Source organism: Rhizobium sp. FKY42 (assembly GCF_005222835.1).
Classification (GTDB): Bacteria; Pseudomonadota; Alphaproteobacteria; order Rhizobiales; family Rhizobiaceae; genus Neorhizobium.
Map to the genome: position 1 here is coordinate 1 of NZ_STGA01000005.1, position 14,036 is coordinate 14,036.

Annotated in this window: 11 protein-coding genes; 5 read left to right on the forward strand and 6 right to left on the reverse strand. The window is 56.7% G+C overall.

Annotated elements, in window-relative coordinates; all coding sequences use genetic code 11:
* Nucleotides 1-162: 162 nt before the first annotated feature.
* From E8M78_RS02710 to E8M78_RS02725, 4 genes are all read left to right on the forward strand, one after another.
* Nucleotides 163-1,119: an ornithine cyclodeaminase family protein gene (locus E8M78_RS02710; protein WP_137133602.1), complete on the forward strand. Its 957-nt coding sequence runs from the start codon at nt 163-165 to the stop codon at nt 1,117-1,119.
* On the forward strand, nt 1,116-3,584 hold the full coding sequence (hrpB, locus tag E8M78_RS02715; RefSeq protein ID WP_137133603.1) for an ATP-dependent helicase HrpB: 2,469 nt from the start codon (nt 1,116-1,118) through the stop codon (nt 3,582-3,584). Before E8M78_RS02710 ends, hrpB begins: the two co-directional genes overlap by 4 nt.
* A gap of 3 nt (nt 3,585-3,587) precedes the next feature.
* Entirely contained in the window at nt 3,588-4,904 is a 1,317-nt protein-coding gene (locus E8M78_RS02720) for an ActS/PrrB/RegB family redox-sensitive histidine kinase (protein ID WP_137133604.1), read from the forward strand.
* 73 nt (nt 4,905-4,977) lie between these two features.
* The gene (locus E8M78_RS02725; protein ID WP_137133689.1) at nt 4,978-5,544 is read left to right on the forward strand and encodes an ActR/PrrA/RegA family redox response regulator transcription factor; all 567 of its coding nucleotides are present in this window, start codon (nt 4,978-4,980) and stop codon (nt 5,542-5,544) included.
* Here E8M78_RS02725 and E8M78_RS02730 read toward each other — a convergent pair whose 3' ends face one another.
* Complete coding sequence (locus E8M78_RS02730) at nt 5,545-6,048, reverse strand: MmcB family DNA repair protein (RefSeq protein WP_137133605.1); 504 nt, start codon at nt 6,046-6,048, stop codon at nt 5,545-5,547. It lies immediately after the preceding gene.
* A gap of 275 nt (nt 6,049-6,323) precedes the next feature.
* Here E8M78_RS02730 and E8M78_RS02735 point away from each other — a divergent pair, with 275 nt between their 5' ends.
* Nucleotides 6,324-6,992, forward strand: a complete 669-nt coding sequence (locus tag E8M78_RS02735) for a L,D-transpeptidase (RefSeq protein WP_137133606.1) — start codon at nt 6,324-6,326, stop codon at nt 6,990-6,992.
* Between the two features lie 98 nt (nt 6,993-7,090).
* On the opposite strand, the gene E8M78_RS02740 is transcribed toward E8M78_RS02735, so the two are convergent.
* The 5 genes from E8M78_RS02740 to hslV form a co-directional block, all read right to left on the reverse strand.
* Complete coding sequence (locus tag E8M78_RS02740; protein ID WP_137133607.1) at nt 7,091-9,256, reverse strand: malate synthase G; 2,166 nt, start codon at nt 9,254-9,256, stop codon at nt 7,091-7,093.
* A gap of 88 nt (nt 9,257-9,344) precedes the next feature.
* Nucleotides 9,345-10,751, reverse strand: coding sequence for a cytochrome P450 (locus E8M78_RS02745; protein WP_137133608.1), 1,407 nt, complete (start codon nt 10,749-10,751; stop codon nt 9,345-9,347).
* A 44-nt stretch (nt 10,752-10,795) separates the two neighbouring features.
* Nucleotides 10,796-11,716 carry a DUF1402 family protein gene (locus E8M78_RS02750; protein WP_137133690.1) on the reverse strand — a complete coding sequence of 307 codons (921 nt, stop codon included), beginning with the start codon at nt 11,714-11,716 and terminating at the stop codon, nt 10,796-10,798.
* A 237-nt stretch (nt 11,717-11,953) separates the two neighbouring features.
* On the reverse strand, nt 11,954-13,261 hold the full coding sequence (gene hslU, locus E8M78_RS02755; RefSeq protein WP_137133609.1) for an ATP-dependent protease ATPase subunit HslU: 1,308 nt from the start codon (nt 13,259-13,261) through the stop codon (nt 11,954-11,956).
* A 67-nt stretch (nt 13,262-13,328) separates the two neighbouring features.
* Nucleotides 13,329-13,856: an ATP-dependent protease subunit HslV gene (gene hslV, locus E8M78_RS02760; RefSeq protein WP_137133610.1), complete on the reverse strand. Its 528-nt coding sequence runs from the start codon at nt 13,854-13,856 to the stop codon at nt 13,329-13,331.
* Nucleotides 13,857-14,036: the final 180 nt, after the last annotated feature.

Below are 14,036 nucleotides of genomic sequence, written 5' to 3' on the forward strand. Positions count from 1 at the left end.
TTCGTCGCCAGCAGCGCCGCCGCCCTCGTCAGTGACACGGCTTATACGGACACCAGTTTTATCCGTCAACTACCAATGTCAGAAATCTGTCATTTTTTTCACAGGGCCTCCCCCCGTCCTTTCACCAAGGCTATGGTTCGCCCGGATTTCCGGGAGATTTGGATGCAAGTTCTTGATGAGAGTGAAACCCGCGCGGCCTTGCCATTCGATGGTTTGATTGATGCGATAGCGAAAATGTTTGCGGGCGATTGCGTTACGCCGCTTCGACATCATCATACTGTGTCGGTGCCCGGTGAAGCGGATGCCACGCTTCTGCTTATGCCTGCCTGGGTGCCGGGTCAGTATAGTGGCGTGAAGCTATTGAACCTTTTCCCGGACAATCACGTACGGTCGCTTCCAACGATTGTGGGGCGTTATCTGCTCTCATCAGGGCGTACAGGTGAAATGCTGGCATTGATTGAGGGCGGCGAATTGACCGCACGGCGCACCGCTGCGACATCCGCGCTTGCCTCTCGCTATCTTTCTCGTGAAGATTCGAGGGATTTGGTGATGGTTGGGACCGGCCGTCTCTCGCTTAATCTTATAGAGGCGCATTGCAGGGTTCGCCCTATCGAGCGTGTACGGATCTGGGGACGTGAATTGCGTAAGTCGTCTCTCCTTGCTGAAGAGGCCATGAAGTTGGGCATATTGGCGGAGGCTGCTCCCAGCCTGGAGGAGGCGGTGCGCCATGCGGACATCATTTCCTGCGCCACGCTTTCGAATGAGCCGCTTATCCGCGGTGAATGGCTGAAGCCCGGAAGTCACATCGATCTGGTCGGCGCATTCAAACCCACCATGCGCGAAAGCGATGACACTGTCATTCAACGGTCAGGCGTATTCGTTGATACATATGAGGGTGCTATGCACGAGGGCGGCGACATTGCCATCCCGCTGAAAACAGGCGTTCTAAAGCTGGAGGATATCCGCGGAGATCTGCGCGAACTCGTAACCGGCAACCGCAAAGGCAGGACATCGCAAGCCGAGATCACTCTGTTCAAATCGGTAGGTGCGGCGCTTGAGGATCTGGCAGGCGCTATTCTCGCCTATGAAACCAAGCTTCGGGCAACTGAGAACCGATGATATCATCCCGAGTTCCCCTACCCGAACTTCCGATCACATCCGTACTCCCCGAAATCGGTCAGTCCCTCACGACTGGGAACCGACTTGTGCTGTCAGCGCCACCCGGCGCTGGCAAGACCACGACTGTGCCTCTTTATCTTCTGGATCAAGAATGGTGCACCGGGCGAATCATTCTCCTGGAACCTCGCCGTCTGGCAGCGCGTGCAGCAGCCTCACGCATGGCGACGATCCTTAGCGAACAGGTCGGGCAGACCGTCGGTTACCGGATGCGCCTCGACAATCGCATTTCAAAGGCAACACGCATCGAGGTGGTGACCGAAGGCGTGTTCACCCGGATGATCCTGGAAGATCCGGAGCTCACGGGCGTATCTGCCGTCCTGTTCGATGAGTTTCACGAAAGGTCACTGGACGCCGATTTCGGATTGGCGCTTGTCTTGGATTCGCAGGGAGCTTTGCGCGAAGACCTCCGTGTCATTATCATGTCGGCGACACTGGATGTCGATCGGGTCTGCGCACTTCTCGATAATCCCCCCTTGGTGAAAAGCGAGGGACGAACCTTCCCAATCGAGATCCGGCATGTTGACCGCGAAGCCGGTGAACGGATTGAAGACAGCGTGGCTCGCGCTATCCTTTCGGCACACGACCGGGAAAGTGGCTCACTCCTCGCTTTTCTGCCCGGGCAAGCCGAAATTAAACGCGTGCAGGAGCGGCTCTTTGGCAAACTGCCGGAGGCGACCGTTCTCGCGCCTCTCTACGGTGCCATGTCGCAAAGGGATCAGGATCTGGCCATCAAGCCCAGCCCTGCCGGGCAACGGAAGGTGGTTCTTTCGACATCAATCGCGGAAACCTCCATTACGATCGATGGGGTACGGATCATCATAGACAGCGGACTGCAACGACTACCAGTGTATGAACCATCAACGGGAATTACCCGGCTGGAAACGGTGCGCGTTTCCCGAGCGTCAGCAGACCAGAGGGCCGGCCGAGCTGGAAGAACGGAGCCGGGCATCGCTATTCGCCTTTGGCATGCTGGACAGACCGCTGCCCTGCCCGCTTTCACACCGCCGCAGATCCTGGCGAGCGATCTGAGCGCTCTGGCATTGGATCTCGCCCATTGGGGCGTGAAGGATCCAGCAACCCTCTCTTTTCTCGATCAGCCTCCAATCGCTGCACTGACAGAAGCACGCAATCTTTTGCGGATGATGGAAGCTCTGGACAAGAACGACGCGCTGACCGTTCGTGGAAAACTGATGCGCGAGCTTTCTCTTCCTCCTCGGCTGGCAGCGATGGTGATTGCAGGCGCCGAACGCGGTGAGGCTCGCAAGGCGGCTCGACTAGCCGTACTGTTAACGGAACAGGGTCTAGGCGGACAAGACGTTGACCTGGATTCTCGACTGCGCAAATTTGGTAGTGAACGAGGCGAGCGGACTGAGGCGGCACGTGGACTGGCTGACAGGATTGCCAAATCGCTACCGAGGGCGGCGGAACCGGCGGAAAATCTCTCGGCAGGCCAACTGCTTCTGCACGCCTTTCCGGATCGTGTGGCTATCCAACGCGGTGCACGCGGTCGATTTGTCATGGCCAATGGTCGTGGCGCAGAACTTCCCGAGACCGAAAGGCTTTCCGGTTGCAAGCACCTCGTGATTGCCGACCTGACAGGACGGGCCGCTCAAGCACGAATTCTGGCAGCCGCAAAGGTTCAACGCAGCGATATTGAGGACGAACTCCAGCATTCCATTGTCTCGGGGGAAGAAGCATTTTTCGACGCTGCATCAAAACAAGTCCGCGCTCGCCGCGTCGTTCGCTTGGGAGCGCTCCTGATTGAGGAATCTCCTCTACCCCGCCCAACCGGGGAGGCCGCTGCGCGTGGTCTTGCCGATGGAGTGCGGCAACTTGGCCTGCAGTGCCTGCCGTTCTCTAAAGAAGCCGAGCAGTTGTGGGACAGGATGGGCTTTCTTCACCGTACGATCGGCAGCCCTTGGCCCGATATGGCAGAGGAACGTCTGCTCGAGCGACTCGATGAATGGTTCATACCCTTCCAAAGTGGCCGGACCCGACTGGACGCCGTGGATGCCGGAAGTTTGATGGAGGGGCTGAGATCCCTTGTTCCCTTCGAGCTGGGCCAAGATCTTGCTCGCCTTGCGCCGACGCATTTTGAAGCGCCCACAGGTCAACGCCATCCGATCCGCTATGATGGAGAAGAACCGGTTCTTGCCATTCGGGTGCAGGAACTGTTTGGTCTCAAGACACATCCGGCCGTTGCAGGCGGCAAACTGCCGCTGCTGCTTGAGTTGACTTCTCCAGCCCATCGTCCGATTCAAACCACAAGGGATCTGCCGGGGTTCTGGTCCGGATCGTGGAAAGATGTGCGCGCTGATATGCGGGGGCGATATCCCAAACATCCGTGGCCGGAAGATCCTGCACACGCAGAGGCCACCCACAGGGCAAAGCCTAGAGGAACCTGACAGATGGAAAATCAGTCGATCCGCCATTTGCAGTTCGGGCGCAGCAGTCGTAGCCTTCGCCTGCAAACGCTGATCTGGCTTCGCTGGCTGGCGGTCGCCGGGCAGGCGCTCACCGTATTCGTCGTTGCCGTGGTCCTTCACTTCGATCTGCCGCTTCTGGAAGCGATTCTGTTGATTGGAGCACTTGGTCTGGTCAACCTGACCCTGGCTTTAAGATATCCTCCAACACACCGGCTTCAACCGGGAGCAGCCCTTGTTCTTCTGGGTTTCGACCTTTTGCAAATGGGTGGACTTCTCTTCATTACGGGCGGGCTTGCCAACCCCTTTGCATCCCTCCTCTGCGTCCCTGTCATCATCTCCTTCGCCTCGCTGCCGCTGCGCCACTCGCTTTGTCTTCTGGCGTTTGCAATGAGTTGCGCGACACTTCTGGCCCTGACGCCCTATCCTGTACCGTGGCAAGGGAACGAGATCCTGATTGTTCATCCTCTGCTTCTTCTGGCCTTCTGGGCGGCAATTGTTTCGATGATGGCCTTTGCGGCGTTCTATGCCTATCGCGTCTCCATGGAAGCTACCCTCCTTGCCGATGCGCTGGCCGCAACCGAACTGGTGCTGGAAAGAGAAAAGCACCTATCTCAACTGGATGGACTCGCAGCCGCCGCCGCGCATGAACTGGGCACGCCGCTTGCGACGATCAGTGTGGTGGCCAAGGAAATGGAACGAGAACTAAAGAATGATGAAAAGTTTGGTGAAGATGTTGCACTGCTGAGAAGTCAGAGCGAGCGCTGTCGCGACATTCTTCGTCGCCTGACATCGCTTTCCGCGGAAAGCGAAGACCATCTTCGTAGGCTTCCCCTTTCTTCACTCGTAGAAGAAGTCATTGCCCCCCATCGACAATTCGAGGTCGAGATTGCGCTAGTAGAAAAAGGAGAGCGTGAGAGTGAACCGGTCGGAGCCCGCAATGCAGCGATCATGTATGGCCTCGGCAACCTGATTGAAAATGCCGTCGACTTCGCGCGCTCCCGCGTCACGATCACCGTGGAGCACAATATCGAAGTCGTCGCCATTACGATCGAAGACGATGGAACCGGCTTTGCCCCCGATGTTTTGACACATATCGGAGAGCCTTACATGTCGTCGCGCTCAAGGCAGTACGAGCAGGCGGGCGGCCTAGGGCTGGGTCTGTTCATCGCCAAGACGCTGCTGGAACGTTCTGGCGCAAAACTAACGTTTACCAACCGGGCAACCGGTGCGAGCGGGGCACAAATTCGTGTCGTATGGCCTAGATCCTTGATGGATATCAATAGTGACCCAGCCATATGAGCTAGATTGCTTTCCTTGACGTAGAATCCATGCGAGGAAGCAGACGAAGGAGAAAAAGATGGAATTGGAGCAGATGGAGTCTTCGACGGCTACCGAATCCCAGGTGCATCTTGGACCGGATCCGTCACTCTTGCTTGTCGATGACGATGCGCCCTTCCTGCGTCGGCTGGCGCGTGCCATGGAAAGTCGAGGCTTCAAGGTGGAGATTGCCGAATCAGTCGCAGAGGGCATCGCAAAGGCCAAGGCACATCCACCTAAGTTCGCTGTTGTGGATTTGCGGCTGGGCGACGGCAATGGTCTGGATGTCATCGAAGCGATCCGCAAGGGGCGGGAAGACACGCGCGTCATCGTTCTCACGGGCTATGGAAACATCGCAACCGCCGTCACGGCCGTAAAACTCGGTGCAGTCGATTATCTCTCCAAGCCCGCGGATGCCGATGATGTGTATGCTGCTCTGACACAGCGGCCAGGCGAGAAGGCAGATGTTCCGGAAAACCCCATGTCTGCCGATCGTGTACGCTGGGAACATATTCAGCGCGTTTACGAAATGTGCGAACGCAATGTTTCGGAGACGGCGCGCCGGCTGAACATGCATCGCAGAACCTTGCAGCGCATTCTGGCAAAACGAGCGCCGCGCTGATCAGTTTTCAGTCGTTTCTGCATCCTCAAAGCTTTGGCCGGTCGCCCATTCGGCAACGAGCAGGCGTTGCGCCGCTGTGCGCGCAAAGCTCAGCGTGAGTGCCTTGCGGCTACTGGCGGCGAGTCGGTGCTCCGGCGCGTCTCGCAGCAGATGCGCTCCATAACCGTCCGAGAGAATCAGGCCGCAGTCCTCCGGAAAAATTTCGAGGGGCACATCTCTATGGGTCGCGAAGAAAAGGCGGTCGCTGAATTCCCGATACTCCTGCCACTTCCGGTCTACCCGAAAGTCCTCGACTGAAGTCTTGATTTCAACGATCCAGATTTCGCCTTTCGGTGACAAACTGATCAGGTCGACACGCCTGCCACTGGCGAGCGTCAGTTCGGGTAAAACGGAATGGCGCATGTCGCTGAGCAGGATCTGTACGCCGCGGCGCACCATCATGGCCCGTTGTGACTGACGGCCATCGATCAATGGGCTCACGGCGCCTAGTCTGATAATTGTCAAGTCGAGGGTCTCCGTATTCCTGTTCAATCAGACGAATCACTGATTCTTTTCCGCATATCCGGCAATGTTGCGGGCATTGAGGACCAAGCAGCCAATTTACGAATTTAGATTCAGCTTCGAGAATTGTTGCAAAAAGGCAATGCCTACTCCAATTGTGCAGTCGCGAAAGCCTGTGCCTTTCTGCGGCCTTGCCAAGCCCCACTGGTTCGCAAATAAGCCTGAACTCAAAGGCGCTCGAACACGTCTTTGATTTCACTCCTTTTCATGAGAATTCCATGCGCTTCCGCCACAGCATGATCGCATCCGGCCTTCTTTCATTGCTTGCCCTGGCCGGCTGCTCCACGACCTCATCTGAAACGAAGGTCGCGACCATTCGGACCGAGACAAACCAGATTTTCTCAGACGCCTATGGTCCGGTGACCGATGCAGGCTATTCGCTTCCGGCGATCCCGATCAACCGCGTAGACAAGAAGTTTCATCGTCAGATTGTTGATTTCGAAACCAAGGAACGCCCTGGTACGATCATCGTCAACACGCGCGAACGCTTCCTCTATTACATCCTGCCAAATGGTAAGGCTGTTCGCTACGGTATCGGCGTCGGCAAGCAGGGCTTTGCATGGTCTGGCGAGGCCTATGTCGCCTGGAAGCAGGAATGGCCTACGTGGCACCCACCGAAGGAAATGGCAGCACGCCGTCCTGATGTCGCTCGCTATGTTGAGGACGGCATGGGTCCGGGAATCAATAATCCGCTGGGTGCCCGCGCGATGTACCTGTTCAATGAAAAGGGCCAGGATACCTTGTTCCGCTTGCACGGTACGCCAGAGTGGGCTTCGATCGGCACAGCAGCGTCTTCCGGCTGCATCCGATTGATGAATCAGGACGTGATTGACCTCTACAGCCGCGTCCGTCCGGGTCGTGCAACCAAGGTTGTCGTCATTCAGTAATCGCTTCGCTCTTCCCAGAATGCGAACGGCACGTCTCGACGTGCCGTTTTGCGTTGCAGAGTAAGAGGTGAGGCGCTCATTTCACCTCTCAACTCAAGTCAAACCGCTGCAGCCTTGGCCTCCAGGCGACGGCGATGCAGAACGGGCTCTGTATAGCCGTTCGGCTGTACGCGGCCCTGCAATACAAGTTCAAGGGCGGCCTGGAACGCGACCGAATCGTCGAATCGTCCGGCCATTGGCTGGTAAGCTGGATCACCGGCATTCTGGCTGTCGACGACAGCGGCCATGCGCTTCATGGTTTCAGTAATCTGGTCTTGCGTCACAAGGCCATGATGCAGCCAGTTCGCCATGTGCTGGGCAGAAATACGCAGTGTGGCGCGATCTTCCATCAGACCCACATTGTTAATGTCCGGCACCTTCGAGCAGCCCACACCCTGATCGACCCAGCGCACAACGTAGCCGAGAATACCTTGGGCATTGTTGTCGAGTTCGCGCTGCACTTCTTCAGCCGTCCAGTTTGGACGCGAGGATACCGGCACAGAGAGAATATCGGAAAGCTTGGCACGAGCGCGTGACTTCAAATCCTCCTGCACGTCAGCGACGTTGATCTTGTGGTAGTGTGTCGCGTGCAGGGTTGCGGCGGTAGGCGATGGAACCCAAGCCGTGTTCGCACCGGCCTTTGGATGCGCGATCTTTTGCTCCAGCATGGCTGCCATCAGGTCAGGCATGGCCCACATGCCCTTGCCGATCTGGGCGTGACCGGAAAGACCGCAGGACAGGCCAATATCGACATTCCAGTTCTCATAGGCGGCGATCCATGCCGCTTGCTTCATGTCGCCCTTGCGGATCATCGGGCCAGCTTCCATCGAGGTATGGATTTCGTCGCCCGTCCGATCCAGGAAACCGGTATTGATGAAGACGACGCGATCCTTTGCTTGGCGAATGCACTCTTTAAGGTTGACGGTGGTACGCCGCTCCTCGTCCATGATGCCCATCTTGATGGTATTGGGCGCCATGCCGAGCGCCTTTTCGACGCGAGAGAAGATTTCGCAGGCAAAGGCGACCTCTTCAGGACCGTGCATCTTCGGCTTTACAACATACATGGAGCCAGCACGGCTGTTCTGACGGCAGCCATTTGGCCCGATATCGTAGAGAGCAATCAAGGCTGTGACCATGGCATCCATGATGCCTTCGGGAACCTCACGTCCATCACGATCCAGAATGGCCGGATTTGTCATCAGGTGACCGACATTGCGCACCAGCATGAGAGAACGACCGGGCACAGTCACTGCGGACCCATCCGGACCTTCAAAGGCCAGATCGGGATTAAGTGCACGAGTGAAGGTCTTCCCACCTTTCGACACTTCCTCCTTCAGGTCACCCTTCATGAGACCGAGCCAGTTGCGATAGATGACGACCTTATCCTCGGCATCCACTGCCGCGACCGAATCCTCGCAATCCATGATCGTGGTGATTGCCGATTCCAACCAGACGTCCGAAATGTGCGCTGGATCGTCCTTGCCAATCGGTGTCGATGAGTCGATTCGGATTTCGATGTGCAGGCCGTTTCGTGTCAGCAGGATGGCGGCAGGCGATGCGGCCTCTCCCTTGAAGCCTGCGAACTGTGCAGGTTCGACGAGACCCGCAACCTTATCGCCGAGTTTCACGTGAATCGTTCCGCCGGAGACTTCAAAGCCCGTGACATCCGTCCAGCTCGTCTCGAATAGCGGCACCGATTGGTTCAGAAAATCGCGCACCCAGGCGATGACCTTGGCACCCCGCACGGGGTTATATCCGGCGCCCTTGGTAGCGCCATCCTCTTCAGGGATTGCGTCCGTGCCATAGAGCGCATCGTAGAGAGATCCCCAGCGGGCATTGGCGGCGTTCAAGGCATAGCGAGCATTCATGACCGGAACGACGAGTTGGGGACCTGCGATACGGGCAATTTCCGCATCGACATTTTCCGTTGATACCGTGAAATCCAGCCCCTCGGGCAGCAAATAGCCAATTTCACGCAGGAAGGATTCGTAGGCTGCAAGGTCGGTAGGCGATCCATTCTTGCGATACCATTCGTCAAGCTTGTTCTGGAACGAATCCCGCTTTGCAAGAAGCTCACGGTTCTTTGGAGCCAGTTCATGTATAATGGCTGACAGTTCCGCAAAGAAATGATCGGCATCTATGCCGCTGCCCGGAAGAGCCTCTTCCACCAGAAAGCGGTGAAGTGCGGTATCGATTGCCAGTCCATGTACGTCGATGCGGCTCATCCGGAAATTCTCCATCAATCTCTTATGCAAAGGTTTTCTTGCGCGGGGCGACGCCTTAGTCAATCAGGCATTGGTTGAATGACAATGCTCACCCTTGCGGCTTGCGAGGGATGACGCGCATGGGCAGCCCTTTCTGCGGTTGGGTAGTAAGCCTTTGAACTGGCCATGGCGTGAAGTCCGGTAGTGATTCGAAGCGGAACCGGGACATCAGGACTGCCAGCGCAATGACGGCCTCCTGCATGGCAAAAGTGGCGCCAATGCAGGTCCTGGGACCCGCACCGAACGGCAGATACTGGAAGCGGTCGATCTTGCCACGGTTTTCCGGGAGGAACCGTTCCGGGATGAAGGCACGTGGCTTTTCCCAGTAAAGCTGGTGGCGATGCAGCGTCCACGGCATCACGAGGACGGTCGTTCCAGCTGCAATCTCCAGAACCTCTCCATTGGGCGCGGTCCAACGATCATTCTGGATGGCGGCACGGTTGATCGAAGGGGCGGGCGGATAAAGCCGCATGCCCTCTTCGAAGGCAGCACGGACATGAGGCATCAGGTCCAACCACTCTACCGGATCGGCCCTGCTCGCCATGACCCGGTCTATCTCCTCCTCCATCAGCGCGCGGAACTGCGGCACATGGGACAAACAGTAAAGCGTCCACGCGAGCGCACGCGCCGTTGTTTCATGACCAGCACCAATAAAAGTGAGAATATTATCCTCGATTTCATCCAGCGTCAGGCCATCCGACCCTTCCAGTTCGAGCAAAAGGGTCAGAAAGTCATCCGGCGTTGCGGCCCGATCATCACGCATTCGAGCATTGCGCTTCTCCATGGTGAGACGAACAATCTCGCGGAATTTGCCCAACACCTTGGCGCCGCCGATTCGCGTTACACGCGGCACCCAGGGCGGTGCGCGCAAGAGGTCCATGGGATCGACTCGTCCCATACGGTGCAGGAGCGAATCCACGTCATCGGCAAAGTTATCGCTTTGCGTAACGATTTCTCCCGAGAACAGCGTCTCCGACAGAATTGCGAAGGCGAGTTCCGTCATATCGACGGAAATATCCTCCACCCTCCCATCAGAGCCAATGTCTGCATATTTGGTCAGATACTCTTCGGACTTGGCCAGCATCTTTCCGGCAAATCCCTTGGCGTGACGCGGCGTAAACACAGGCGCCATGGCCTTGCGGGACCGTTTCCATACCGGTCCTTCCGCCGTCAACAGCCCATCGCGAAGGATCGGCCGTAGAATTAGCTGTCGGATCTCCGACATTTCATAGTTGGCGGCGTTATCAACGAGAACGTAGCGAATGAGGCGCGGATCATTGACGATCAGTGTCCGCTCCGAAAAGAACTTGGAATTGATCCAGGGCAGTGTGTAGGAGGGCTCCCCCCACAGTTCCAGCGGATTTCTGAAAACGGTCCGGATGATTTCGAGCCGGGATGGTATCGTTGTCCGCGGATGGGGAGCCGGTGGCTCGAACGGTTCCGGTCGCATATCCATGGGCCTGTTCTCCTTGAAGGATCAGCAGGCCTTTATATCAGTACTCAGAGCAGGGATTTCAATTCATCCAGCTTATCATTCACCAGCCAGCCATAATAGTTCTCTTCCGGCAGGGAGCTTGCGCCGCCACGGTTGCGGGCGGCAAGTGCAGCTGCACGGCTCGCAGTATTTCCGACATTATAGAGCGTGGCGGTTATCCCAGGATTGCGGGAGATATCCATTCCGGCAATGTCTGCATAGTCATCGATGGCACGGCGGATCGTCGCCGCCATATAGGCGAGAGACTTGTCCGGATCCATGATAGCCTTGTAGACGGCCTGGGCATCGGACGGATCAAGTTTCGCATAGCCGGAGCGGTTGGCGACAAGGTCGGACTGCATCAACGCAGTCAAGGGATTAAGCTGGCCCAAACCAAATGTCTGACCTGCATAGAAGGGCTGGAAGAATACGGCGCTGAAGCGGTCATTGGGATAAGAAATTCCATCGACCTTTTCACCGCGGAATGTCTGCTCCCAAACATTTTCACGGCAGGACCAGAGTTTGTAGGAATCGTTGAACCGCTCGCACTTTTCGAATTGCGGACGCGTAACGAATTGGGTGATCGACTCACCCTTGTAGCTGAAGCGGAAGTTGTCACCGGCATAGGCTGCAGCCTTGACATAATAGGACTGGAGCCGGTCGTAAGCATCGACGTTATAGGTGTGCTCACCGACAATGGCGCCGACAATGTGGATTGGATCGATGTCGTATTGGCGAGCCGTCTGCTTGATCTTCGATATCAGTGACCGATCGCCAGCGAGAAGATCGCGAATCTTGTCAAACTTGTCATCGAATGTAGTTCTGCCCTCGCGCGTCCGCCGAACCGAGGCCCCTGGAATCTTGGGCTGCTCGACATTTCGGTTGCCTGGCGGCACAGTCGTCAGGCTCCCGGCATGAACCTGCGGCACGGAAAGCGCGAAAACCATCAAGACGGCGAGCAAAGAACGTTTCAAGACAAATATCCCAGGGAGCAGCAGAGCATGCACGCTCTTCGGCACGTTGCTTTCGGACGAATCAGAAATCCGAAATAAAAGGCATTTATGGGTATGAACCCATACTGAATGTAGGGCGTCAAGGCGAGCCTTACCGCTTCAATTTCCTGTCAAAAGCATCATCGAAGGCAAGGGCACGTTGCGCCCTTGCCACGGAATTGTTGCTTCCTCTCAGAGAATATAGCGGGAGAGGTCCGTATCGGCGGCAATATCTCCAACATGCTCACGCACATAGGCAGAATCGACAATCACCTCCGTATTCGGGCGATCAGGAGCATGGAAGGAGATCTCATCAAGAACCCGCTCCATAACCGTCTGCAGACGACGCGCACCGATGTTTTCTACCGAGGAATTGAGATGAACCGCCACGTCGGCAAGCGCATCGATCGCATCCTCTGTGAAGTCGAGCGTGAGTTGCTCGGTCTCCATCAGCGCCTTGTACTGGCGGATGAGACTTGCCTCAGTCTCCGTCAGGATACGCCGGAAGTCCTCCTTGGAAAGTGGCTTCAGTTCGACCCGGATCGGCAGACGACCCTGCAGTTCAGGGAGAAGATCTGACGGCTTTGCAACGTGGAATGCGCCAGATGCGATAAACAGAATATGGTCTGTCTTGACCGGGCCATATTTGGTGGAGACCGTTGTGCCTTCCACCAGCGGCAAGAGATCACGCTGCACACCTTCGCGGGACACCCCTGCCCCCATACCGCCATCGCGCGCTGCGATCTTATCGATCTCATCGAGGAAAACGATACCATCATTTTCGACCGAACGAACGGCCTCGCGCTGAATAACCTCGCTATCGATCAGTTTGTCGGATTCGTCGCGTATCAATTCTCCATAGGATTTTGAAACCGTGGTGCGAACTTTCTTGGTGCGTCCACCCATGGCCTTGCCGAAGATGTCGGACAGATTGAGCACACCAATGTTGGCGCCCGGCATACCAGGGATTTCGAAGCCCGACGCACCGCTTCCGGTATCGGCGACCTCAATCTCGATTTCCTTGTCATCAAGCTCGCCGGATCGCAATTTCTTGCGGAACGAATCACGCGTCGCAGGCGAAGCGGTAGACCCCACCAGTGCATCGAGCACACGCTCTTCGGCACTTGCATGTGCCTTTGCCTGAACCTCGGCGCGCTTCTTGTCGCGCACCAATCCGATGCCGATTTCAACGAGGTCGCGGATGATCTGCTCGACATCGCGCCCAACGTAACCAACTTCTGTGAACTTCGTCGCCTCCACCTTGATGAACGGAGCACCTGCCAGCTTGGCGAGACGGCGAGAAATCTCGGTCTTGCCGACGCCTGTCGGGCCAATCATCAGAATGTTTTTCGGCATGACTTCGTCACGCAGGCTCTCATCCAGCTGCTGACGCCGCCAGCGATTGCGCAAAGCGATGGCCACGGCCCGTTTGGCATCGTGCTGGCCAATGATGTGGCGGTCGAGTTCCGATACAATCTCGCGGGGAGAAAAGGTCGTCATGTGTTCCTCTCGGCATCCTCTGAAGCCGGCTTATCAGCCCGGGCTTCCAGGCCCATTGATGTTCCAGTTATTCGGCGTCCAGCGCTTCAACGACCAGATTGTGGTTCGTGTAGACACAGATATCGGCTGCGATATCGAGCGCCTGCCGCGCAATGTCTTCCGCCGATTTGTCCGTATCCATCAGCGCGCGTGCAGCTGCATAGGCATAGTTGCCACCGGAGCCGATGGCGATGGTGCCGTGTTCAGGCTCCAGTACATCCCCGTTGCCGGTAATTGCCAGCGTGATCTGCTTATCGGCGACCAGCATCATGGCCTCCAGATTGCGCAGATATTTATCCGTGCGCCAGTCCTTTGCCAGCTCCACGGCAGCGCGCATCAATTGCCCGGGATATTGCTCCAACTTGCGCTCAAGCCTATCGAGAAGAGTGAAAGCATCCGCCGTTGCACCGGCAAAACCCGCGATCACTTCGCCACCCTTGCCGATGCGACGTACTTTGCGTGCATTGCCTTTCATGACCGTCTGACCGAGGCTCACCTGCCCGTCGCCTGCCATGATCACCTTTCCGCCTTTGCGAACGGTAATGATTGTCGTCATATCTCACCTTTTGCTCCGCTTTGGCGGAGGCTGTGTGGCCGGTTGATTCCGGCTGTTGAGGCACATGTAAGTGTGAAGATGCGGAATGCAAATCTCTCGGCATCAACCGAAGATTCGGAATCGTTTGCACCGAAGGCAGGTGGCTGATAAGCAGCAGCAAAGTTTTCCGTGTGCAGGAAC